Here is a 26,628-nt window from a genome sequence, read left to right on the forward strand (position 1 = left end):
CTAATCATTTTTTACTAAAGCATGTTCTAATACTATATCTATATTATCTGCTAGTATAAAACTCAATTTGCTTTTTATTGTTTTAGGTATTTTTGATAAATCTTTTTCATTTTCCTTTGGTATAATTACAGTATCTATACCCGCTCTATATGCAGCTAAGCTCTTTTCTTTTGAGTCCCCCAATAGCAAGCACTCTACCAGTTAATGTTATTTCTCCAGTCATAGCTACATTGTGTCTTACTTTTTTTCCACTTAATGCAGATATTATAGCAGTAATCATAGTAACACCTGCTGATGGCCCATCTTTAGGTACAGCTCCCTCAGGAACATGTATGTGAATATCTTTATTTTTATAGAATTCTTCATCAATTCCATATTTCTTTGCATTTGCTCTAACATAACTATATCCAGCTCTTGCTGATTCCTTCATCACATCTCCAAGCTGACCAGTTAACTCTAACTTCCCTGTTCCTGACATAGCAGTTACCTCCACTGGCAATGTGTCTCCACCATATCCTGTCCATGCCATTCCCATTACAACCCCAATTTTATCTTCTTTATCTGTTTTTTCATAAGTAAATAGTTCAGGGCCCAGGTAGCTTTTAACCTTATTTGTATTAACTATAATCTTATCCTTATCTTTTTCGATCATTTCTGCTATTGATTTTCTTATAAGAGAGGATATTTTTCTCTCAAGGCTTCTGACACCAGACTCTCTTGTGTAGTTTTCTATAACAAAATATATAGAGGAGTCAGAAATCTTTATTTTGCTATCCTCTACCTCATGCTCTTTCAACTTTTTAGGTAGTAAATGATCCTTTGCTATATGAAATTTCTCTTCTGAAGTATATCCTGAAACTTCTATAACTTCCATTCTATCTAGCAGAGGTCTTGGTATAGTTTCTAGTGAATTAGCAGTTGTTATAAACAAAACTTTAGATAAGTCAAACTCTAATTCGAGATAATGGTCTCTAAAGGTACTGTTTTGTTCAGCATCTAATACTTCCAAGAGTGCATCTGCTGGATCTCCCTTAAAATCATTACTCATCTTATCTATTTCATCCAATAAAAATAATGGATTTTTTGATTTGGCCTGTTTCATTCCATAAACTATTCTTCCTGGGATTGCTCCAATATAAGTTTTTCTATGCCCTCTTATCTCTGCTTCGTCTCTAACTCCACCTAAGGACATTCTAACGAAATTTCTGTTTAGAGCATGAGCTATAGACTTTGCAATTGAAGTCTTACCTACCCCTGGAGGTCCTACAAGACAAAGTATAGGTCCTCTTAGTGAATTGCTCATTTTCTTAACAGCTAAGTATTCAATAATTCTATCTTTTACATCCTCAAGTCCATAGTGCTCTTTCTCTAATACCATTCTAGCGGACTTTATATCTAAGTTATCTTTAGTTTCAGCATTCCAAGGAAGGTCTAGTATCCAATCTAAATAAGTCCTTATTACGCCTCCCTCTGCAGAGTAGCTTCCACTATTTTTTAACCTATCTAACTCATATAAAGCCTTTTCTTTAACCAACTTAGGAAGTTTTGCCTTTGTTATCCTACTTTTGTATCTTGTTATTTCTTTTTTATCTTCATCCTCTTCACCAAGTTCTTCTTGAATAGCTTTCAGTTGTTCCCTTAAATAATATTCTTTTTGTACCTTATCTATTTTATTTTTTACCTTAACACCTATTTTTCTTTCTAACTTTAAAATGTCAACTTCATTAGATAGTATATCTAATAATTTTTGTAGCCTTTCTTCAACATCGTATAATTCAAGAAGTTCTTGTTTATTTTCCTGTTTTAACATTAAATAAGAACTGATAACATCACTCAATCTACCTGGATTATCCAACTCTTCTAACGTTACTATTGTTTCAACAGGTATACTTCCTGATAACTTTGTATAGTCATCGAAAGCTTTTCTAACAGAACGAACTAGTGCTTCACATTTATTAGTTTTATCACATTCATCATCTTCTAATATTTCAACTTCTGCCTTAAAAAAAGGACTTTTTTCAATGTATTTTTCTAGTCTTCCTCTACTTTCACCTTCAACGAGTACTCGTACAGTATCACCTGGTAACTTTAATATTTGTTTTATATTACAAATGGTACCCATTGTATAAATATCTTCTTCTTCTGGCTCTTCAACTTTAGCTTCTTTCTGTGATACCAAAAATATTTTTTGGTCAACAAGCATAGCTTCTTCAAGCGCAAGTATAGATTTTTCACGGCCTACATCAAAATGTATAACCATATATGGAAATATAGTAATACCTCTTAAGGGAATTAGAGGAAGGAGTTTTAAGTTTTTATCCATATTTTCCCCTCACTTTTAAAATAATTTAGTAAAAACTATCATAATTACAATAATTTCAAATGAAACTCCTTCTCCTTTCGTCGAATGAGTAAGCGATTTACTCCAAATCAGCACTCTGTGTAAGTGACTATCACCAAATCATAGATTTGGGATATCTACTTAAGATTTTGGATGCCTGCTTAAGATTTGGGTTCTCTGCTTAAATAGATATTGAAATAAATTTATATATAGTTAGACTAATATATTATAACTATAAAATAGCTTTTTTTCAATTATAGTTATCGATTAATATCAAATATTTTTTCAATTTAAAATTGAAAAATGACAATTGAGAAGTATATATTCTCAATTGTCAATTGAACCTAGCTACATATTTATTGACTCAGCTGATAATACATCTAAATTAGCTTCTATTTCTATAGGTGAGCGTTCTATTGCTTCATTGACTATAGCAATATCAATAACTTCTCTTATATTACTTACAGGTATTATTTTTACTCCTTCTATTTGTGCAAAGTTATCCTGCCAATTTTCATTAGGTATTACTACAATATTTGCTCCTGCCTTTTTAGCAGCCTGAATTTTTGCATTGGCACCACCTATTGGTTTAACCTCACCATGTATTGATATTTCGCCAGTCATTGCTACTCTATTATTTACAGCAATATTCTTTATAGCACTATATACAGCAGTAGCTATACTTACTCCCGCGGATGGACCATCTACCGGTGCACCTCCTGAGAAATTTATATGTATATCATACTCATCACAATTTAGATTAAATAATTTCTCAATTACAGTTATTACATTTTCAACAGAACATCTAGCTGTGCTTTTTCTCCTCATTCTTCTATTTTGAGCGTTTATTTCTTCTTCTTCAATTATTCCTGTTATTTTAAGATTGCCTTTTCTAAGACTAACTTTTTTTGCAGTAGCTTCAACTTCCATTACTGCTCCCATGTTAGCTCCATAAACTGCAAGCCCATTGACATATCCTACAGAAGGCTTACCACAAATCTTCTTTTCAGCTCTTGGAGAATACTGACCATTTTCTATTACCCATTCTACATCGCTCACATTAATTTCGCTTCTTTCTTCATTTAATGCTATTCCTGATGCAAGTTGGATCAAATTAACAACATCTCTTCCATTTTGCGCATATTTCCCTACCATATTGCAAGCTTTATTTTCAATTGTAAATCCTATCTTATCTACTGCATTTTGAGCTATAACTTCAATTTCTTCTGGAAGCAATGCTCTAAAAAATATTTCTACACATCTTGATCTTAATGCTGGTACTATATCTTCTGGATTTCTCGTTGTAGCACCAACTAATCTAAAGTCCGCAGGAAGTCCATTATCAAAAATATCCTTTATATATGTAGGCATATTTTCATCTGAGGAATTATAATAGGAGCTATCTAAGAAGACTTTTCTATCTTCCAGCACCTTAAGTAATTTATTCATTTCTATAGGATGAAGCTCTCCTATTTCATCTATAAACAATACACCTCCATGTGCTTTTGTTACTGCTCCTGGCTTAGGTTGAGGTATCCCTGCAACCCCTAAAGGACCAGCTCCTTGATATATTGGATCGTGAACAGAACCAATAAGAGGATCTGCTATTCCTCTGTCATCAAATCTTATTGTAGTTGCATCAATTTCTATAAACTTAGAACTTTCATTAAAAGGTGAATGATCTTTTTTCTTTGCATATTCTAAAACTAATCTTGCAGCTGCAGTTTTACCTATTCCAGGAGGTCCATATATTATAACATGTTGAGGATTAGGACCACACAATGCTGCCTGAAGAGCTTTAATTCCTTTTTCTTGACCTATTATTTCATTAAAATTAGAGGGTCTACTTTTTTCTGTTAATGGTTCTGTTAACTTTACCTCTCTTAACTTTTTCAACTTTTCCATTTCTTTTCTATTTTCTCTATCTACAACTAACCTCCGTGATTGTTGACCTTTTAATGCATTAAGAAAATATAGTCCCATAACTACTGTAACTACTAATTCGATAATCATTAAGGTATAAATCATATTTTTAAACCTCCCTTAAAGACTCCCTATAATTTCAAATTATATCTCATTAGTATTATGCACATCTTTCATTTACTATATTCTTTCAGCTGCCTAATAACGGCAATAAAAAAGGAGTTCTGATATTTCACAGTACTCCTTTTTATTATGAAACTCCTTCTCCATTCGTCGAATGAGTACACGCTGTATAAGCGACTATCACCAAATCAAAGATTTGGGATATCTGCTTAACCCATTCACACAAAATCATAGATTTTGGTTCTCTGCTTATGCTGTTTCTGAACCCTTTCGAGTTCTAGACTTTTTTACTTTTATAGGTGACCTTTTTTCACCTTCAGCCTCAATAAGAATTGGCTCTTTTGTATCAACAGTTTCTTTGTTAACTATTACTTTTGCAATTTCTTCTCTTGAAGGAATATCAAACATTATATTTTTCATAGTATCTTCTATAATTGCTCTTAGACCTCTTGCTCCTGTATTTCTCTTTAACGCTTCGTCAGCTATTGCTTCTAAAGCATCATCTGAAAATTCAAGTTCAACATTATCTATCTCAAAGAGCTTTCTATATTGTTTAACAAGTGCATTCTTAGGCTCTTTTAATATGCTTATTAGTGCGCTTCTATCTAAAGCATCGAGAGTTACCACTATAGGAAGTCTTCCAACAAATTCAGGAATAAGACCAAATTTCAAAAGATCCCCTGGCATTATGTCTTTTAAAAGCTTTCCTACATCTTTTTCAGTTTTAGATTGTATACTAGCACCAAATCCTAATGTGCTTATTCTTGTTCTTCTTTCTATAATTTTTTCTATTCCATCAAAAGCACCACCGCAGATAAACAGTATATTAGTAGTATTTATCTGTATGAATTCTTGATGAGGGTGCTTTCTACCACCTTGTGGTGGTACTGATGCTACTGTACCTTCAAGTATTTTTAGCAATGCTTGTTGTACACCTTCGCCAGAAACATCTCTTGTTATAGATGGATTTTCTGATTTTCTTGCTATTTTATCTATTTCATCGATGTATACTATACCTCTTTCAGCTCTCTCTATGTCATAATCAGCATTTTGAATAAGCTTTAAAAGTATATTTTCAACATCCTCTCCAACATATCCTGCTTCTGTTAAAGTTGTAGCATCTGCAATTGCAAATGGAACATTTAAAAACTTAGCTAGAGTTTGCGCTAAGAGAGTTTTTCCTGATCCTGTAGGTCCTAATAATAATATATTACTTTTTTGTAATTCTACATCATCATTATTTGCATTTGAGTTAATTCTTTTATAATGGTTGTAAACCGCTACAGCTAGTGATTTTTTTGCACCATCTTGACCTATGACATATTGGTCAAGATAGCTTTTTATCTCTACAGGTTTTGGAAGTGAACTCATATCCACTTGAATGTCTTCTTCAAATTCATCACTTATTATTTCTGAACAAAGCTCTATACATTCATCACATATATATACTCCTGGCCCAGCTATAAGTCTTCTAACTTGATCTTGAGTTTTACCGCAAAATGAACATTTCAATTGTTTTTTATCATCAATTTTGGCCATCTTTACACCTCACTAAAGGTTATTTCTTTTTTATAATTACTTCGTCTACTAATCCATAATTTTTAGCTTCTTCTGCTTCCATAAAGTAATCTCTTTCTGTGTCTCTTTCAACCTTTTCAAGCGGCTGTCCTGTTCTCTCACTTAGTATGCTATTTAATTTTTTCTTTATTCTTAGTATTCTATCTGCATGTATTCCTATATCTGTTGCCTGACCTTGGAAGCCACCAAGAGGTTGATGTATCATTATTTCAGCATTTGGCAGTGCAAATCTTTTTCCTTTCGCACCTGCTGCAAGTAAAAATGCTCCCATAGAAGCAGCCATTCCCACACATATAGTAGAAACATCAGGTTTAATATGCTGCATTGTATCATAAATTGCCATTCCTGATGTTATAGACCCTCCTGGACTATTTATGTATAGATGTATGTCCTTCTCTGGATCCTCCGCTTCTAAAAATAACAATTGTGCTACAACTAAACTTGCGGTAACATCATTAACCTCTTCACTTAGCATTACTATTCTATCCTTTAAAAGTCTAGAATAAATATCATAAGATCTTTCTCCCCTATTAGTTTGCTCAACAACTACTGGTACTAAACTCATAAATCTCTCCTCCTTTTTGTAATCACATTAAGTGATTTTACCCATTTAAATCTAAATTAAATCAGTTTTTTAATATAATTAATTTAAATATATTAATTTAAAATTAATTGCCAGAAAAATTCCTGGCAATTAACCCTTTAATATATTATGCTATAGCTTTAGTATTTTCTACTAACATTTTAATAACTTTTTCATTAACTACATCTACTTTTAGATAGTTCTTTTGTGACTCAAGCACTAATTTAGCAGTCTTTTCTAGATCTTTACTGCCATATTGCTTTGCCATCTCTGTAGCTCTTTCTAAAAGTTCCTCTTCAGTAGCATCTATATTTTCTTTCTTCGCTATTTCTTCAACTACTAAATCAGTTTTTACTCTTTTATCTGCTGTTTCTTTCATATATTCTCTAACTTTTTCTTCAGTATTATTCGTATATTGATAATATGTTTGTAAATCTAAACCTTGATATTTTAATCTCATTTCTAAATCTCTAAGCATATTATCTATTTCTTTATCTATCATAACATTTGGTATTTCTACTTTTGCATTTGCACAAACTGCATCTATTACTGCCTCTTCAAATTCTCTTTTTGTTCTTAATTCATTTGCTTCTTCCATTTTTCTTCTTATATCAGCTTTTACTTCATCTACAGTATCAAATTCTGAAACTTCTTTCGCAAATTCATCATCTAATGTAGGCAATTCTTTTACTTTTATATCCTTAATTGTAACCTTAAAAGTAGCATCCTTGCCATTTAAATCTTCTCTACCATATTCTTCTGGGAATTTAACAACTACTTCTTTTTCTTCGTCTTTCTTTAAACCAACTAACTGATCTTCAAAGTTGTCTATGAAAGTGCCTGAACCAATTTCTAATTGATAGTCAGTTCCTTCTCCACCTTCAAAAGCTTCGCCATTAACAAATCCTTTAAAGTCGATTACAGCTATATCTCCCTTTTCAACTGCTCCATCTTCTTTTGCCTCTATTCTTGCGTTTTTTGCTGCATTGATTTTAATTCGTTTTCTACTTCTTCGTCCTTCACTTCATATACAGGCTTTTTAACTTCTAGTCCTTTATACTCTCCTAATTCCACTTCTGGAACTACTGTAACTACAGCTGTGTATATGAAATCTTTTCCTTCTCCTACTTGAACTACATCTATTTCTGGATAATCAACTGGTTTTATATTATTCTCATTTATTGCTGTTGAATATGTATCATCACAACAGAAATTTATGGCATCTTCATAAAATACTCCTTCACCATAATATTTCTTTATTATATTCATTGGAGCCTTACCTTTTCTAAATCCTGGTATATTAAACTTTTTAGCATTTTTAGCAAATGCCTTTTTCATAGCCTCATTAAATTTCTCTGCTTCTACAGTTATTTCTAATTTTACTACATTATTTTCTATTTTTTCCATCTTAACGTTCATTGCATTATTCCTCCTAATCACCATCGTGCTTATTGTTAACCCCACCATTATAACATATATTTCAATGTATTAACATATGTTACTGTATCTTATATAATTTTAATATTATTTTAAAATATTAATATATAAAGTAAGAGTTTCTGTATTAATAATTATATACCAAAAAACATAATTTTTACAATTATTTTTTGATTCTAAAGAAAACCTATTAAAAACTTTTTTGCATCCATTAATTCATCGTAATTCAAATAATTATTACTATAAACTTCAATTATTCCGGCGCCACTATATCCCTTTTCATTTAATTTATTAAACAAATTTCTATAGTTAACATTTCCTTTCCCAGGTAATAGACATAAGTTCTCTTCATCCCTATCATTTATATGAAAGTTCATTATCATATTATCCATTATATCAATATATTCTTCAGGTTCAACCTTTGCTTTATATGATTGTTTTATATCAAAAGTAAAATATAAAGGATATTGACACTCTTCTTTTATCATTTTCAAAAATTTAACATCTCCAGACATACACCATGAAACATTTTCTTGGCAAAGCTTTACCCCTTCTTCCATAGCAGTGTATACTAATTTATTATATATTTCAACTATAAATTTATAGTCCACAAAGCTTAAATCCTGACGTCTCATGCCATGAAAAGTATAACATTCTGCTCCTAGTAATTTAGCTGCTTTGCATATTTTTTTAAAATATATAAACATATCTTCTCTTCTTCTTTTATAACTATCAAAAAGAAAAGGTTCAAAGGATGAGGAAAATCCATGAATAGAGTTGATCTTAAAATTATTCTTGTATTTTTCCTCTAAAAGCAATTTTATAAAATCTTCATCGTATTCACTTGGGCTATTTAAGAATAATTCTCCAATATTAAATCCTAACTTTTTCATTAAGGATATGCTATTTTCTGTATTTACATTTGGGTAAAAACTTGCTGACGATAAACCTATCTCCATCCGATCCTCCAAAAGTGCTCAAATAAATTCATGATAAAATTTTAAACGTTATTCTGTAATACTTCCATTTGATGTTAAGTACATAGTTTTCCCATCTACTATTACAGTAAGCCGTTTATCCGTAAGCTTATCTAATTTTACATCTTCTCCTTCTACTCCCTGAACCCATGTATGTGTTTTATTTTTTATATTTTCAATCCATATATATTTAGCTGTTTTTCCAATCCACGGAAGCTGGCTTATGTATGCTATGGTATCTTCATCAATAAATTTGGGCGCAGAGCACCAAATATATTCCGGCTGTGATGAAAGCTGGCTACTCTTTGTTATAACTGTTCCACTAGTAGATACATACTGAGTATTAGTTATATCCTGTTTGTTTCCATTTATATCTACTAAAATAATGCTCTGAGCCTTACTATCAAACAAAACTATATTCTTACCAGCGGGACTTATACTATACTGTATATTACTTTCTGCTGGGGAAACATACTTAAATGTTTTATCATTATTTTTAGTTTCATATATAGCATTTGCAGTAGTTCCATCGCTTAATTGAATAGAATAGCCTTCTACCTTTTCCTGTTTAGCTGGTGCTTTAGACTCCTGCTTTTTTATATTTGAACTCTTTGTTTCATTTTTATTGGAAGTAGTATTATTCTTTGTATTATTTGCATTCGTTCCAAAATTTCTAAAGACATTTTTGCTATATATTACAGCAAATATAATTAGGATAATTGATACAAAGACTGCAAAAACTATTCTTTTTTTTCTTCTTCGCATTTTTTTTTCATAATCCTTGCTAAATATGCTTGGCTTTACCACCGCTGATTCCTCCTTTCAGTCGGAACACTGGGTAATTTTGCTGGTGGAAACGAGCAAAATTACTCGTTAAAGTCCATTTAGGACTTTAACCTCCTATATAGTATAAATATTTAGTATTTATACCTAAGTTAATATTAGTTATTTATCAACTACATCTTAACAATAAGATTATTGTCATTCTACGGCGATTCATATTTATTATAACTCAAAAGAATAAAAAATAGTATTATTTTTGTAAATTATACCCTTTTGGCCTGTTTAAGTAAAGTTAAAAAATTAAAAACCTCATGCAAATCATGAGGTTTAATCAATTTAACTCAAATATTCATTAATAGTATTATATTCTATGTTGCTATTATTTTTTCTAACTTGTATAGCTGTTAAAAATACTTTAAAAGTATCTATACATGTAAAAACAGGAACTTTATATTCTGCTGCCTTACGTCTTAACTTAAATCCAATACTATCAATATTATTTCCTTTTGTCGGTGTATTTATAACCATATTTATTTCACCTTTTGCTATTAAATTTAATGCATTTTTTATATCTACAACAACACAATCTATATTATTTGACATTAAATAATTTCCTGTTTTCTCTGAAGCATAAATTTTAAAACCAAATTCTATATAATTTTTTACTATTTCAAGGCCCTCTCTTTTATCCACATCTTTTAATGATACATATACATTTCCCTCTGTAATTATTTCAACACCAGATGCGCTAAAACCTTTATATAAAGCTTTACTTAGTGTCCTATCTATTCCTAGCACTTCCCCCGTAGATTTCATTTCCGGACCCAAATATATATCCGCATCAACAAGCTTTTCTCCAGAGAATACAGGTACTTTCACGGCAAAAAATCTTTTTTTTCTAGTAGACCAGTACCATAATCAATGTCAACAAGTTTTTTACCTAACATTGTTTCTATAGCTATTTTGACCATAGGAATTCCTGTTACTTTACTTAATATAGGTACTGTTCTTGATGCTCTTGGATTTACTTCTATTACATAAATGCTGCTGCCATCAAATACATATTGTATATTCAAAAGTCCTATTATTTTTAATCCTTTAGCAATTTCTTTAGTATACTGTACAAGCGCTTTAACGATATTCTCGCATAAGCTTATATATGGATATACAGTTATACTATCCCCTGAATGTACTCCTGTTCTTTCGATATGCTCCATTATGCCAGGTATCAATATATTTTCTCCATCAGAAATTGCATCTACTTCTATTTCTATTCCTTTTATATATCTATCTATAAGTATTGGGGGCTCGGAAGAAATCTGAACTGCTTCAGCCATGTATTTTGTAAGTGCGCTTTTATCGTAAACAACTTCCATTGCACGACCGCCTATTACGTATGAGGGTCTTACTACAACTGGATATCCTAAAACTTTAACTGCATCATAAGCTTCTTCTACACTCGTAACAGCAGTACCCATAGGTGATGGTATATTTAGATCTTCTAAAAAATTTCTAAATTTATCTCTGTCTTCCGCTAGGTCTATAGATTCAAAAGAGGTCCCCAAAATATTTACTCCTCTTTCACTAAGTTTCTTTGCGATATTTATTGATGTTTGACCACCAAGCTGCACTATGACACCTTCCGGTTTTTCTCTCTCAACAATATTCATCACATCATCTATGTGCAAAGGCTCAAAATAAAGTTTATCTGCAGTATCAAAATCTGTACTAACTGTCTCTGGATTATTATTTATCATAATAGCTTGATATCCAGCCTCTTTTATTCCCCATACACCATGTACACAACTGTAATCAAATTCTATACCTTGCCCTATTCTTATTGGTCCTGAGCCTATTACTAGCACCTTCTTCTCATCTGATATTATATTCTCATCTTCATCTTCGTAACAGGAATAATAATATGGAGTTGTAGCATCAAATTCACCACTGCAGGTATCAACCATTTTATATACTGGATAGATACCATTTTCTTTTCTAATCTTTTCAAGCTGCTCCTTTGACATTCCAGTAAATTCGCATATTTCTTCATCAATAAGTCCCATAGCCTCTGCTTCATATAAGAGTTTCTCATCTAACTTGTCATTATTAAGTTTTTTCTCCATAGTAACAATATTATTTATACCATTTAAGAACCACTTATCTATCTCAGTTATATCATGCATCTTATCTATAGTGAGTCCTTTTCTCAGACCTTCTGCTACGGCAAAAATTCTTTGATCATCTTGCATCTTTATTTTTTCTATGATTTCATCTTCACTTAATTCTGACATCTTATTGATTCTAAGTCCAGTAAATCTTCCATCTAATGAAGTAACAGCTTTTAAAAGTGATCCCTCAAAAGTTCTACTTATAGCCATAACTTCTCCTGTTGCTTTCATTTGTGTCCCTAAAGTTCGCTCTGCCTTACTAAATTTATCAAAAGGCCACTTAGGTATTTTAGTTACTACATAATCTAAGGTAGGCTCAAAACAAGCACTAGAACTTCCTGTAACATAATTTTTAAGTTCATCTAGGCTATACCCAATTGCTATCTTTGCAGCTATCTTTGCAATCGGATATCCTGTAGCCTTAGATGCTAAAGCGCTGGAGCGGCTAACTCTTGGGTTAACCTCTATTACTACATAATTGCTACTATTTGGATCTAATGCGAATTGTATATTGCATCCACCTTCTATTTTTAAGCTTCTTATTATATCTATAGCAGCTTTTCTCAACATATGGTACTCTTTATCTCTGAGTGTTTGAGATGGTGCTACTACTATACTATCTCCTGTATGTATTCCAACAGGATCGATATTTTCCATATTACATATTATTATGCAATTATCTTTTCCGTCTCTTATAACTTCATACTCAAGTTCTTTCCAGCCAGCCACACTCTGCTCTAAAAGTATCTGACCTATTGGACTCATTTTTATTCCTATATGACATATCTCTAAGAGTTCACTCATATTATCTGCTATTCCACCACCAGTTCCACCTAAGGTGTATGCTGGTCTAATTATAACTGGAAATCCGTATTTATTTACGAATTCTACGCATTGTTCCACATTAGTAGCTATTATACTCATAGGTATAGGCTGATTTGTATCTATCATTAATTTTTTGAATTCTTCTCTATCTTCTGCTTTTTTTATGGCCTCACTATTTATTCCTAGAAGCCTCACGTTATACTTATCTAATGTACCCTTTGATTTTAATTTCATGGCAAGATTAAGGGCTGTCTGTCCTCCGAATCCTGCAAGTATTCCATCTGGCTTTTCTTTTTCTATAATTTTTGTTACACATTCAATATTTAATGGTTCAATATAGACCTTATCTGCTATATGACTATCAGTCATTATAGTTGCCGGATTGCTATTTACAAGGATAGTTTCTATTCCTTCTTCCTTTATTGCTTTACATGCCTGGGTACCAGAATAGTCAAATTCAGCAGCCTGACCTATTATTATTGGACCTGAGCCTAGTATCATAACTTTTTTTAAGTTTTTATCTAAAGCCATTACATATCCTCCAATTCTCGAAATTATATTAGGCATCTGAAAGAAAATAACAAGTCAAAGATGCCTTACCCTCTCATTGAGCTTATAAACTTATCAAATAAATATGCTGAATCTTGCGGTCCTGGTGCTCCTTCTGGATGAAACTGTACTGAAAATACTGGAAGCTCTTTATGTCTCATTCCTTCTATGGTGTTATCATTTAGATTTGTATGAGTTATTATAACTTTGTCTTTTATACTATCTCCATCTACTGAATATCCATGATTTTGAGAAGTTATATATGCTCTATCTCTTTCTATATCGTATACTCCGTGGTTTCCTCCTCTATGACCATATTTCATTTTATAAGTATCTCCATCTAGAGCCAATGCAAGTATTTGATGTCCTAGACATATTCCAAAGGTAGGATATTTATAAATTATTTTTTTAACTGTATCTATAGCCTTAGTAACGGTCTTTGGATCTCCGGGGCCGTTACTCAAAAGAATCCCATCTGGATTAAGCTTATCTATTTCTTCACAAGATATGTTATAAGGTAGGATAGTTATATCGCAATTTCTATGCTTTAGATTTTCTATGATATTAGATTTTACACCAAAATCAATAACTGCAACTTTATTACCATTTCCCTCTATGTGAATTGGCTTTTTCGTACTTACTTCTTCCATATAATTTTCATTTAAGCTTGCATTACATAAGAGCTCCTCTACTTGATCTCTACTTAACTCTTCGTTAGATATAAGGCATTTCATTGCTCCTAAGCTTCTCACTTTTTTGTTATGCTTCTTGTATCCAATCCATACACACCAACTACATCCATCTTTTTCAACATATAATCTACAGTATCCTCACTTAAATAATTTGATGGTGTATCAGATATTGATTTTACGATAAATCCTTTAGCATGTATTTTCTTTGATTCACCTTCCAGACTATTCACTCCATAATTCCCTATTAAAGGATATGTCATGGTTATTATTTGTCCTGCATAAGATGGATCCGTCAATATCTCCTGATATCCAGTTATCGATGTATTAAAAACTAATTCTCCTGTTGCTGCTCCAACTTTTCCAAATCCTTTTCCCTTGTATATAGTGCCATCTTCGAGATATAAAAATCCATTCATAATTATCCACCTCTATAATAATTTTAAAATAATCATATGTATTGTTAATCTTTGGCCAGTTAACTAACATTCTATATCATAAATAAATCCAGTTTTACAAAAGCCACATTTTATACACTAATTATGCACTTAATCTAAGGTCGTTTTTATTTAAAAGCTACTATAATCTCTCTTTCAAAAATTATAATTACTAATTTTTATGCATTATATTTAATATTTATACAAAGAATATCATAATTATTTTATATTGTCAACATATCTCTTAGAACTAATTAAATGCATAAAAAATAGCCTTCTATTTTAAATAGAAGGCTAAAAGACTCCTCAAGGTATATTACCTGAGGTCAAAATAAATATATATTAATGGAAAATACTTAGCTTATTTATTTTTTAAAAAGGTGCCCCAAGCCTTGTATCTCAGGGCGAAAATATATATTAAGGAAAATACTTAGCTTATTTTATGTTTCTGCTTCCTGGTTTTACATAAAGCTTACCTTGCTTACACATTGGGCAGCTTTCTTTGTCATATACATTTATATCTAGTCTTATTGCGCTGTATACAGGATATGGTATCATTGAATTATCACTATGTCTGTCTACTATACAGCTAATTCCTACTACCTCTCCTCCTAGACTCTCTATTACTTTAGCTACCTCTAATGAAGACTTACCTGTAGTTATAACATCTTCGGATATTATAACTTTATCACCTTCATTTATCTTGAAACCTCTTCTTATGGTCATTTCGCCATCTTCTCTTTCTGCAAATATTCCTGGCTTTCCTGTTTGTCTTGCCAACTCATAGGAAACTACTACGCCTCCCATAGCTGGTCCAACTATTATATCAAAATCTACATTTTTTAACTTATCTGCAACTACTTTTAATACTTTTGCTGCCTTGTCAGGATACTGTAAAAGCTTAGCACACTGGCAATATCTATCGCTGTGCTTTCCTGATGATAGTAAAAAATGACCTTCTAACAATGCCTCTACTTCTTTTAGTGTATCTATAACCATATTGTCTTTATTTTCCATTTTCTTACCTCCAACTTTCACCACTATTTACATGCTCCTCTTATCTCTTCTAAATTATTTATTCCTTCATTTTTCATGTATTCATAAATTCCATCTATTATATCTAAGCATATGTCTGGTTTTATAAAGTTCGCTGTTCCGACTTGAATTGCATGAGCTCCTGCCATTATAAACTCTACTGCATCTTTCCATGAACATATTCCACCCATTCCCACTACCGGTATATTTACAACCTTACATACTTCATATACCATTCTAAGCGCTATTGGTTTTATAGCAGGACCTGATAATCCAGCGGTTACATTATTAAATACTGGTTTCTTTTGCCTTATATCTATAGCCATGCCTTTAAAAGTATTTACAAGAGATAACGCATCTGCTCCAGCATTGCAGCATTTATACGCCATATCCACAATGTCCTCAGCATTTGGTGAAAGCTTTACCATAAGGGGCTTTTTGCAAGCTTTCCTTACTTCCTTTACCACCTCATATGCTACCTCTGATTTTATTCCAAAAGCCATTCCGCCATGCTTTACATTAGGGCATGATATATTAAGTTCAATCATTTCCACATCTGTAGAATTCAATTTTTCTACCCCTAATAAATAATCTTCAATACTGCCCCCACCTAAGTTAGCAATTATGGCAGTATTTAAATCTTTCATTTTAGGTAATTCACATTTTATAAAGTTATCCACTCCGGGATTCTGAAGTCCAACACTATTTAGTAGTCCAGCTCTTGTTTCATACACTCTTATTCCGTCGTTTCCTTCTTTAGGTTGCAACGTAAGTCCTTTAGTAGATATGCCTCCGAGTCTTGATACATCAAGAAGTTCTTTATACTCTTCACCAAATCCAAAAGTGCCGGATGCTGCAATCACTGGATTTTTAAATCTTATTCCGCATATATCAACATTTAACATGTTATTCTCACCTTCCAACCTAAATTACTATGTCATCTCCTAAGAATACTGGTCCATCTTTACAAGTTCTTTTATTGCCATGTTTAGTTTTACATGTGCAAACAAGACATGCTCCTATTCCACAGGCCATATGTTTTTCCATAGATACATATACAGGTACATTTTTATCTCTGCACATCAATACTACTTTCTCCATCATTGGCTCTGGTCCACAACATAGAATTACATCGTACAAATCTGGCTGAAAAATTTCGGTTACATATCCCTTATGCCCTACTTCCCCACTTTCAGTAGCTATGTTTATATCATTGACATATTTCTTAAAATCATCTATTCCATAGATATCGCTTCTGAATCCACAATAAAGATCAGTTTCACAATCACTTAGGCCTTCTGCCACATAGAACATAGGCGCTATTCCTATCCCACCTGTAACTATTGCAACTTTTCCTTTTATATTATCTAAGTCAAATCCATTTCCTAAAGGTCCAACTAGCTCTACCTTATCGCCTGCCCCTAATTCACTTAAAGCTTCAGTTCCTTGACCTATTACTTGGTATAAAAACACTATTTTTTCATCATCTATATGATGTATACTTATTGGTCTGGATAAAAGCGGCTCCTTATTCCATCCTCTGATCATATAAAATTGACCAGATTTTCCCTTAAAGCTTCCTTTAATCACTAACTTAAATATACCGCTGCTTATTTTTATATTTTCAAAAATCACTTTTGTTAAGTATTCCATATTTTTTTCCTTCATTAGCTATTCTCCATCCCCTTAATTGCATTACTTATATCATTTTTCATACGTATAACTTCTTCTCTCGCATGTATATCGTATTCCATTTCTCCATTTTCATGCTTTTTATATGCTAGAAGAATCCCTCTTGAAGAATTAACTACTCCACCATTTCCATTATTTAAATATAACGCAACATCTTGTGCTGTTCCTCCTTGAGCACCATAACCTGGTATAAGGAAAAACATTTTATCTAATTTGCGTCTAAGCTCAATCCCTTCTTCTACGTGAGTACATCCAACTACTCCACCTATTGAACTATATCCACAACTTCCCATATAGTTATTACCTAGCTGCTGTATTTTGCTTCCCACTATGTCATAGACCTTTTTATTGCCTTCTGCATTAATATATTGTATATCCTCTGCACCTTTATTCGATGTTCTTATTAGAACAAATAACCCTTTTTCGCTATTTTTTACATAAGTTAGATATGGTTCTATACTGTCTAATCCCATGTAAGGACTTAAAGTTACAAAATCACTTTCAAAGTCTCCTTCAAAATGTGCTTTAGCATACATCTCTGCTGTTTTAGCAATATCTCCTCTTTTTATATCTGCAATTGCTATAGCTTTATTATCTCTGATATACCTAAGAGTTTTCTTATAGGCATTAAGCCCTGAAATTCCTAATGCTTCATAATATGCTATTTGCACTTTATAACAAGATGCTACATCTAATGTTGCATCTATTAATGCTTTATTATATTCAAACACTATATCTTCAACAAATATATGTTTACCAGCAACTGGTTTCGGTATATAATCCAGAGCCGTATCTAACCCAACACATACATGACCTTTTTTCTTAACGGCTTCATATAAGCTATCAATAACCATAATTAGTACAACTCCATTCCTTAATTTAATCATATCTTTTAATTTTTGCTAAAAGTTATTTTTCCGCCTTTTATTGTTTTGATTATATCCCCGTAAACATTAATTCCGCCAAATGGTGTGTTTTTTCCTTTTGATATAAAAGTCTCAGGAGAAATACTATATTCTATATTTAAATTAGCTATAACTAAGTCTCCATCATAGCCTATCTTTATTTGACCTTTTTTTATACCTATAATATTAGCGGGGTTTCGTGACATTATTTCAGAAAGTTTATTTAAGGTTATGTGTCCTTCTTTAACTAGTTTTGTATAACATACTGCAAAAGCTGTTTCTATACCTGATATTCCCGGTGCACCATTTTTCTTATCTTCAACACTATGTGGCGCATGATCCGTGCTTATAGCATCTACCCATCCATCCTTTATTGCCTTTATGAGGAACTCTACATCTTCTTTTCCTCTTATAGGTGGATTTACTTTATAGTCATTGTCTATTAAAGCTACATGATGAGGCGCTACTTCACAGGTAATGTTATATCCTTTTTTCTTTGCTTCTATAATATATTCCATAGAATTTTTTGTACTGACATGAGCCATATGAACACTACATCCTGTAAATTGTGCTAATGTTATATTTCTCCAGGTCATAGTATCTTCTGCTAATCTTGTGTCAATACTTGTAAGTGAATGTTCCTCACAGTGGCACATAACTATTCTTTTCATTTCATTAGCCTTTAACATAGCTTTCAGCATAACCTTGCTATCTATAACATCCTTACCATCTTCTGATATTATTTTTACACAGGGTTTTAATTTATCTAAATGGCTTATATCCTTTCCATCAAAGTTATTCGTAATGGAAACTACTTGATGAACATCTATAATTCCTAATTCATTTGCCTTATTTAATACATAATCTACTGTGTCCATACTACTGCAAACTGGATTTGTGTTTGCCATAAGGTTAACCATTGTATATCCACCTTTAGCTGCTGCCCGGCTTCCACTCTCCAAATCTTCCTTGTAAGTTAGTCCTGGATCTCTAAAATGTACATGTAGATCTATAAATGAAGGAAGAACAGTTAGCCCTCTAGCATCTATAACCTCACAATTTTTATTTAAGTCTTCTCCAATTTCACAGATTACTCCATTTTTTATATAAATGTCACCTGTAAAGTTCTGTGACCAATCTACTATCATTGCTCCTTTAATTAATAATTCCATAAAACAGTGCCTCCCTTGTTTCAGTATATTTTTAAGCTTGTATTTACCAGCTACATATCTGAAACCTTGTATATGTCGTCACAGTATTTGCATTTATATTCCCCTCTATCCTCATTAATAAGATAGAAGACATTCGATATACTATCTTCTACTGACGTTATACATCTTGGATTTTTGCACTTTATAACATTTTCAATTTTATCTGGAAGTCTTAAATTAATTTTTCTCTTTATGGTTTCGCCATCTATGATATTTATAGTAATGTTAGGATCTATAAATCCTAAAACTGTTAAATCCATATCTAAATTATTCTCTATTTTTATAATATCTTTTTTACCTAGTTGTTTACTTTCCGCATTCATAATGAGTGCAACTGAGTAATCTGCACTATTTAATCCTAAATAATTAAATATTTTTATACCGCATCCAGCCTTTATATGATCAATTACTATACCGTTTTTTATACTATTTACAGTTAACATCTCTCTCCTCCTTCTAGAACTATTTTGCTCCCAATAATTTTGCAATTAGAGCCATCCGTACGTACATACCATATCGAGCTTGTTTAAAATAACATGCTCTTGGATCATCGTCTACCTCAATGGATATCTCATTAACTCTAGGAAGTGGATGAAGAATAATCATTTTCTCTGGTGCGTTTTTCATTTTTTCTACATCTAATATATAACTGTCTTTAAGCCTTATATAATCCTCTTCATTAAAAAACCTTTCTCTCTGTACTCTTGTCATGTACAGTATGTCAAGGTCACCTATAACATCATCTAACTTTTCAACCTCTGTATATTCTATACCATTCGTACTCAATTCCCCTTTTACGTAATCAGGAATTCTCAATTCATCTGGCGATATTAGATAAAATTTGTTATTGTCAAATCTTGATAGGGTCTTTATTAATGAGTGTACAGTTCTTCCAAACTTTAAATCTCCACAGCATCCTACCTTCAAATTTGATAGTTCACCTTTAATAGATTTAATAGTAAGGAGATCTGTAAGAGTTTGTGTTGGGTGTTGATGCCCACCATCACCTGCATTTATTATCGGTACGTCTGAATACATAGACGCCACTTTTGGAGCTCCTTCCTTAGGGTGTCTCATAACTATGATGTCAGAATAACATCCTACTGTTCTAGTAGTATCCGCTATACTTTCTCCCTTTGAAACTGAGCTAGAATTTGGCTCTGAAAAGCCTATAGTTTTTCCTCCAAGCCTAAGCATGGCTGCTTCAAAACTAAACCTAGTTCTTGTGCTTGGTTCATAGAATAATGTGGCTAGTACCTTGTCCTCACACAGGTGTGAAAACTCCTTAGGATTGTCCATAATTTGATGTGCTAAATCGAAAATTTCTTCTAATTCTTTTAGTGTAAGATCTGAAGTGTCAATTAAATGTCTTGCTCTTAACATATCACACTTTCCTCCTTCTTAGCCTCTCTGTGCTAAATTTAAAGGTATAAAAAAATGCCTCCCTAAATGGAAGGCATTTACATACAATAATAACTATCATTATATAGTAGTTCCTACTATAATAATACTTATCTAATATATACTAATACTTGTTCGCCTTCCCAGCCTCACAGGACCGGACTTAAAGGTAACACACGTCGTGTTATTTACTTTTACTTAGAACATCATAACACAAATATTAGTTTAAGTCAATATATTACTTAATCCCCTTAGCCATCAATGCTGCACCAATAGCTCCTGCATATCTTCCTAGCTTATCCGTCTTAATAGCTGAACCTAACTTTTCTGAAAGTTTTTCAACTATGTGTGGATTTGCACTTAATCCTCCAGTAAGAAAATAACTAAAGCTATCTGAGTGCTTTTGGCATAAGGATTTCACTTTTCCTGTAATTGAATCAACTACACCACAAGCTATATCTTCTCTTCTCTTTCCGCTGCCAATCAAACTTATTACCTCAGACTCTGCAAATACAGTGCACATAGAGCTTATAGTTGTTTCCTTACCTTCTTGAGCTCTTTTGCACATTTCAACAATATCAAAGCCTAGGGTGTTTGCCATAAGCTCCAAAAACCGCCCTGTACCTGCTGCACATTTATCATTCATTGTAAAATTAGTTACATTTCCATTTTGTACAGTAATAACTTTTGTATCCTGTCCACCTATATCGATAACTGTACAATCTTTACCAAATAGATAATAAGCTCCTTTGCCATGACAGGTTATCTCAGTAACTGTCTTATCCGCGTAAGGAACGGATACTCTACCATATCCTGTAGCAACTATTCGAGAATTGTTTTTATTTATTCCCAATTCATTTAATCTTTCCTTTATGTTTTCAGCGGTTTCCACGCTACTCCATCCTGTTGGTAGAACAAAAGTTGATTTTATATTCTCATCCTCTAAAATACAAACTTTTGAAGCAGTTGACCCTATATCTACTCCTACATAAAACATAAGCTATCCACCTTTAAGTTATAAAAAATTATTTCCTCTGTTTATCTTCCATATAAAATCCTAGAACATTTATATTATTATATTCTATTAAACACTTTATCTTCTCTTCATCTTTCCTGCTATACATTATAGAAATTCCACAAGAGACGGAAGTTTTGCTTGGCGTTGGTACTATAGTATACTTTATTTTTTCTTTTTTTAGCAAAGTTTCTGTTTTGATGCCTTCTGTTAGAGAAGGGAAAAGTATATAACATTTAACTTTTTTCTTTCCCATTTCATCACCTAAATTTCAGACTTTGCTAATAATATATGCATAACATACAAGTTATTGTACCTATAAATAAGGATTGGTTATTTTTTTATTTACGTAATGAAATCCTAATGTTTTAACATTATTGTTATCTACCAATTCTTTTATTTTTTCTTCATCTTCTTTATTATACATAATAGCTATGCCACAAGATGCTGACAGTTCTCTAGGTGTAGGCACTATTGTATGTTTTATATTATCTTTCTTTAATGCAGACTCCAACTTAACACCTTCAGTATGTGAAGGAAAAAGTATATAATGTCTTATATTTTCCATACTATCACCTAATTTATCCGATAATTAACCTTTATTATGAAACTCCTCTTCCTATCGTCAGATGAGTACTCACTGCTTAAATCATCTCCAAGAATGCTTCAACCCTTGTTTTTATCTGTCCTGAATCTTCTGTAGAATAGTCTGTTTCAATATGCATAACTGGTATATTCTTTTCCTTTAATGCTTTTTCAACTGATCCATGTTCTACAGCATAAGTATGACAGAATGATAAGTTAAAATCAATTACTCCATCTATATTATATTCTTTTGAGTATCTGATTATATCGTCAGTTCTTCCTGTATTTGGCGTAAAACATGCACAGTTTATCTTTAAATATCTATCTGCTAGATTTTTAATTAGGTCATCCAATGTTTCTCCTTCTTCGGATACTTCATTTTCAAAGTATCTTGTTCCTGTACAAGTTTCTTCAACAATTACTTCTGCATTTAAACTTTCAATTATTGAATGAAGCTTCCAGTTAGGTACTGCCATTGGTGTTCCTGTTATCATTAATCTTTTCTTTCCATTATCTTTTAAGTTTTTAACTCTTTCATCTAATTCATCACAAAGTTCATTTAACTTTTCAACAAATCTATGTGGATCATCATAAAATGCTATTTGTGATATTAGCAGAGCATCCAAACCACTTATTGGTGATGGTTTATGCTTTCTTAAATCATATAATCTTTTTAATGCTTTTCTTTTAGCATTTGCAATTTTTATTCCTTCTCTAAGGCTTTCTACAGTAACCTTATTCCCAGTAAGTTCTTCTATTTTAACAATAGTATCTTTTATTTCCTCTGCCCACCTGCTATAATCTTTAGCTCTTTTCATTTGAGGTAAGTCCATTACATGTACTGGTACATGTTCATTTAATATTTCCCATGCTTTTTTCTTACCGTCACAAGTTGTTTCTCCGATTACCATGTCACAGGATTGGAAGTATGGGCATGTCCCACCTATTTTTGCTCCCATAAATGCCTTTATAAGAGGACACATATTTCTTGGAAGTACCTTTTCACCATCTTCTATCCAGAATTGTGAACCAGCACAAAGTCCTATACCCACAGCTTTTGCTGCTAATATTACTTCATCTGGAACAAACACGCAAAATGTGCCTACAACTTTTCCACCTTTTTTTCTATGTTCATCAAGTTCTTGTATTCTAAGACCATGTATCTCTGAAACCACAAAATTAAAGTAATTCATACCTTCTGGTCTATTTTCTTGTGTTAAATAAGTTGCTCCAAATAATTCAGGCAAAACAGCACACAACTTATCGTGTTTTTCTAAATCCACACCTAATTCCGTCCATAGCTTTTTATAATCTCCCATAATTGTATCCCTCCATTGTTTATTTTACAGTAACATTGTAGCACAACGGATATTGCAAACGTTATTTTAATATATTATAATTCGACAACTATCTATAAAATTTACAAATGAAGTTCTACAATAAAATAAAAAAATAGGTTATTCCATTTTATATAGAACAACCTATTTTACGGGAAACTTTTTTATAGCATATATAATCAATAAAGGAATTACTATTTTTAATACTAATTATTTGTGAAGCTCTATACTATATCCGTTTTCTTTTAGTTCTTTTATTATTTGTTCGCCGTGTTCAGCTGATTGCACTGTTACTTCGAAGGATACGTCAGCAAAATCAAGTCCTTTTTCATTCCAGTTGTTATTTTGTCTTGCTGTAACAACGTTTCCTCCCATTTTTCCTATCTCAGATATTAATGCACCTAATGTTCCTGCTTTATCTTGAAGTTCTACAGTAAATCTTAATCTTCTATTTAGTAAAACTAATTCTCTTTCTATTATCTTAGAAACAGTAGCTATATCTACATTACCACCACTAATTAATGCTACAACGTTCTTTCCTTCTATTCCTGATACTTTTCCTGCTAGTAACGATCCAATTGCAGATGCTCCAGCACCTTCAGCAATTAGTTTATTTCTTTCCATAAGTGAAAACATACCATAAGCTATATCATCTTCACTAACAGTTACTACTTCATCAACATATTTTTTAATGTATTCGAAGCATACATCTCCAGGTGTACTAACTGATATACCATCTGCTAAAGATTTAGCTCCTGGTAACGTAACAACTTTTCCCTTTTCTAATGAAGCTTTTGTTGATGCTACTATTTCAGGCTGTACTCCTATTACTCTTATTGAAGGCTTTATAGCTTTAGCTGCTGTTGCAATACCAGCTATTAATCCGCCTCCACCAATTGGAACTACTATTACATCAGTATCTGGTAGTTCTTCTAATATTTCAACTCCTATTGTTCCCTGTCCAGCCATTACATCTAAATCGTTAAATGGGTGTAGGAATGTTGCTCCTGTTTCTTTTTGTACTTCTACAGCTTTTGCATAACACTCATCATATACTTGACCTGCTTGAATTACATCTGCTCCATATCCTTTAGTTGCTTGAACTTTTGCTTGTGGTGCAGTTACTGGCATTACTATAGTAGCTTTCACTCCGAAAGCTGTAGCAGCATAAGCAACTCCTTGTGCATGGTTTCCTGCTGATGAAGCTATAACTCCCTTGCTTTTTTCCTCTTCTGTTAAATTAGCTACCTTATTATAAGCTCCTCTTAATTTAAAAGCTCCTGTTTTTTGTTTGTTTTCACACTTTAAGTATACATTACAGCCACATTGTTTTGAAAAAGTACTTGTGTAAAATAACGGAGTTTTTCTTACAACATCTTTAATAGTTTCTTGAGCCTTTTTAATTCTTTCTAAATTTAGTTCCATAGTTTATTCCCCCTAATAATGGTGTAGTTTTTTATATATTCATCTAGCAAAACTAGATAAGTAATTGCAACTTTTAAAAATCATGAATTTTTTATTGCAAAATCATTTTGTTAATAATTCATTAATCTACATTTTTCACAAATTGATTTTTTTTACATTTTGTCTTTTTTAGAAACGTTTACTGATGTACACTGTACGCGTATAAGAAATTAATTATGTAAAAACTATTCTTTACTTGAAAATCGTGTAAAATATAATCAAATTTCTATGTAATTGTGTTTAGTTTTTTTTAACTTTTGATTACATTTTATCATATTTGTATCGTTTGCACAATCAAAATTTACACAATTTCAGCTTTTTTTCAAGAAAACTTATTTAAATATTGAATAATTAATTTCACATGTTGAATCTAATATTGCAAAAACAAAGGTCATGAAAAGTAATATTTCATGACCTTTGTTTCATGTTATTCAAAAGAATCAGTTAAATAGGTATGTTTGTTTAATATCATATCCCATATTTTTAAATTTTGAATACAAAAATTCTACTTTTCTCATTTTTATTTTAATTATATTCATATTAACAGAAAGAGCTTTTATGTTATCAGGATTTATTTCTTTTAAATATAATATTTTTTCATATTCATCTGTATTGCTATAAATTATAGATGCTTCACCGGCTATTTGCATACCACCAAGTTTCATCATGCTTTGATAGTTATCATAAATTGATATTGATACTTTGTTATTTAGTAATATATTGGTAAACTTTTCTCCGCCTTCAGTTATAATGTATATATGTCCATCCTTATAACTATATTCTATAGGCGTTCCCCTAACACTTATACTAGATGCTGTACATAAAGTACAAGTATTATGTGCGTTCAAAAATTCTTCTATACCTTTCAATAACTGATTCCCAGGCACTCTTTTTATAAACTCATCTCTTATATTTTTTATATCTATTCCAAATTCTATTACTTTATTTATATCATACACATTTATATCTATAAATGGCATAGTAACTTTATTACAAAATAACTCTACATCCCTATAATCCTCTGGATTTAATTTATCTAATTGAATTATTCCTCCTAAAGCTTGAAAATATACTACACTATTCCCTAGTATTCCTAACAACTGATTTATATATTCATATTCTTTTTTTCTTGAAATACAAGTACAAAAAACCGCAATTCTTTTATCTTTTATCCATTCTATGTTATCTTCTAAAAACTTTAAGGTTTTTAATTGAATTTTTTCGTTGTAAACAGGGGAACCTATCACAAAAAACTCGAAATCTTTATCACTTTTCTTAAAATCCTCTATTCTACAATATTTTGATGGTCCTAATATCAATGACAAATTTTTAGCTATAGCTTCTGTAGTTCCATACCTACTTTCGTAAAGTATAATTGTTCTTTGCATTTCATCCCCTCCATAAAACCAATTATATGATAGTCCTTGATAATACTATATTTAAGATTATATAGTTAATTTATTTATATTATGATGCCATAAAAATAAGAACTTATTAAATATTTATCCTAATAAGTTCTTATTTTTGATAATATAAATTTAAGTTTTAGCAATATATCTTTAGTCGTAAT

Annotated in this window: 18 protein-coding genes and 4 pseudogenes; all 22 read right to left on the reverse strand. The window is 31.7% G+C overall.

Features of this window, described 5'->3' with window-relative positions; genetic code table 11:
* The 22 genes and pseudogenes from lon to RCG18_RS04535 all read right to left on the reverse strand — a co-directional run bounded on the left by lon (position 1) and on the right by RCG18_RS04535 (position 26,446).
* Positions 1-2,323: pseudogene (lon, locus tag RCG18_RS04430) on the reverse strand (endopeptidase La).
* 366 nt (positions 2,324-2,689) lie between these two features.
* Positions 2,690-4,369, reverse strand: coding sequence for an ATP-dependent protease LonB (lonB, locus tag RCG18_RS04435; RefSeq protein WP_308040229.1), 1,680 nt, complete (start codon positions 4,367-4,369; stop codon positions 2,690-2,692).
* A gap of 267 nt (positions 4,370-4,636) precedes the next feature.
* Entirely contained in the window at positions 4,637-5,926 is a 1,290-nt protein-coding gene (gene clpX, locus RCG18_RS04440; protein WP_308040230.1) for an ATP-dependent Clp protease ATP-binding subunit ClpX, read from the reverse strand.
* 19 nt (positions 5,927-5,945) lie between these two features.
* Positions 5,946-6,530: an ATP-dependent Clp endopeptidase proteolytic subunit ClpP gene (gene clpP, locus RCG18_RS04445; protein WP_308040231.1), complete on the reverse strand. Its 585-nt coding sequence runs from the start codon at positions 6,528-6,530 to the stop codon at positions 5,946-5,948.
* Positions 6,531-6,675: 145 nt separating this feature from the next.
* Positions 6,676-7,967 (reverse strand): annotated as a pseudogene (gene tig, locus RCG18_RS04450) (trigger factor).
* A gap of 194 nt (positions 7,968-8,161) precedes the next feature.
* Entirely contained in the window at positions 8,162-8,944 is a 783-nt protein-coding gene (locus RCG18_RS04455; RefSeq protein WP_308040232.1) for a sugar phosphate isomerase/epimerase, read from the reverse strand.
* A gap of 48 nt (positions 8,945-8,992) precedes the next feature.
* Positions 8,993-9,769, reverse strand: coding sequence for a hypothetical protein (locus RCG18_RS04460; RefSeq protein WP_308040233.1), 777 nt, complete (start codon positions 9,767-9,769; stop codon positions 8,993-8,995).
* 312 nt (positions 9,770-10,081) lie between these two features.
* Positions 10,082-13,269 (reverse strand): annotated as a pseudogene (gene carB, locus RCG18_RS04465) (carbamoyl-phosphate synthase (glutamine-hydrolyzing) large subunit).
* Between the two features lie 65 nt (positions 13,270-13,334).
* Positions 13,335-14,395, reverse strand: a pseudogene (gene carA, locus RCG18_RS04470) (glutamine-hydrolyzing carbamoyl-phosphate synthase small subunit).
* 453 nt (positions 14,396-14,848) lie between these two features.
* Entirely contained in the window at positions 14,849-15,430 is a 582-nt protein-coding gene (gene pyrE / locus RCG18_RS04475; protein ID WP_308040234.1) for an orotate phosphoribosyltransferase, read from the reverse strand.
* Positions 15,431-15,453: 23 nt separating this feature from the next.
* Positions 15,454-16,353, reverse strand: a complete 900-nt coding sequence (locus RCG18_RS04480) for a dihydroorotate dehydrogenase (RefSeq protein WP_308040235.1) — start codon at positions 16,351-16,353, stop codon at positions 15,454-15,456.
* Positions 16,354-16,372: 19 nt separating this feature from the next.
* Positions 16,373-17,116 carry a dihydroorotate dehydrogenase electron transfer subunit gene (locus RCG18_RS04485; protein ID WP_308040236.1) on the reverse strand — a complete coding sequence of 248 codons (744 nt, stop codon included), beginning with the start codon at positions 17,114-17,116 and terminating at the stop codon, positions 16,373-16,375.
* Positions 17,116-17,994 (reverse strand): orotidine-5'-phosphate decarboxylase, encoded by an 879-nt coding sequence (gene pyrF, locus RCG18_RS04490; protein ID WP_308041960.1) that lies wholly within the window; start codon positions 17,992-17,994, stop codon positions 17,116-17,118. The genes RCG18_RS04485 and pyrF overlap by 1 nt, the downstream gene beginning before the upstream one ends.
* A 38-nt stretch (positions 17,995-18,032) precedes the next feature.
* Positions 18,033-19,217, reverse strand: a complete 1,185-nt coding sequence (locus RCG18_RS04495; RefSeq protein WP_308040237.1) for a dihydroorotase — start codon at positions 19,215-19,217, stop codon at positions 18,033-18,035.
* 50 nt (positions 19,218-19,267) lie between these two features.
* A complete protein-coding gene (locus tag RCG18_RS04500; protein ID WP_308040238.1) occupies positions 19,268-19,699 on the reverse strand; it encodes an aspartate carbamoyltransferase regulatory subunit in 432 nt (143 codons plus the stop codon).
* Positions 19,700-19,718: 19 nt separating this feature from the next.
* Complete coding sequence (pyrB, locus tag RCG18_RS04505) at positions 19,719-20,639, reverse strand: aspartate carbamoyltransferase (protein ID WP_308040239.1); 921 nt, start codon at positions 20,637-20,639, stop codon at positions 19,719-19,721.
* Between the two features lie 256 nt (positions 20,640-20,895).
* A complete protein-coding gene (locus tag RCG18_RS04510; protein WP_308040240.1) occupies positions 20,896-21,654 on the reverse strand; it encodes an acyl-CoA dehydratase activase in 759 nt (252 codons plus the stop codon).
* A 28-nt stretch (positions 21,655-21,682) separates the two neighbouring features.
* Complete coding sequence (locus tag RCG18_RS04515; RefSeq protein WP_308040241.1) at positions 21,683-21,928, reverse strand: DUF3343 domain-containing protein; 246 nt, start codon at positions 21,926-21,928, stop codon at positions 21,683-21,685.
* Positions 21,929-21,988: 60 nt separating this feature from the next.
* A complete protein-coding gene (locus RCG18_RS04520) occupies positions 21,989-22,240 on the reverse strand; it encodes a DUF3343 domain-containing protein (RefSeq protein ID WP_308040242.1) in 252 nt (83 codons plus the stop codon).
* Between the two features lie 76 nt (positions 22,241-22,316).
* Positions 22,317-23,576 (reverse strand): double-cubane-cluster-containing anaerobic reductase, encoded by a 1,260-nt coding sequence (locus RCG18_RS04525; RefSeq protein WP_308040243.1) that lies wholly within the window; start codon positions 23,574-23,576, stop codon positions 22,317-22,319.
* A 228-nt stretch (positions 23,577-23,804) separates the two neighbouring features.
* Positions 23,805-25,019, reverse strand: coding sequence for a threonine ammonia-lyase (gene ilvA / locus RCG18_RS04530; RefSeq protein ID WP_308040244.1), 1,215 nt, complete (start codon positions 25,017-25,019; stop codon positions 23,805-23,807).
* 479 nt (positions 25,020-25,498) lie between these two features.
* The gene (locus tag RCG18_RS04535; RefSeq protein ID WP_308040245.1) at positions 25,499-26,446 is read right to left on the reverse strand and encodes a flavodoxin domain-containing protein; all 948 of its coding nucleotides are present in this window, start codon (positions 26,444-26,446) and stop codon (positions 25,499-25,501) included.
* Positions 26,447-26,628 lie beyond the last annotated feature (182 nt).

It is taken from the genome of Clostridium sp. OS1-26 (assembly GCF_030915445.1).
GTDB lineage: Bacteria > Bacillota > Clostridia > Clostridiales > Clostridiaceae > Clostridium_AM.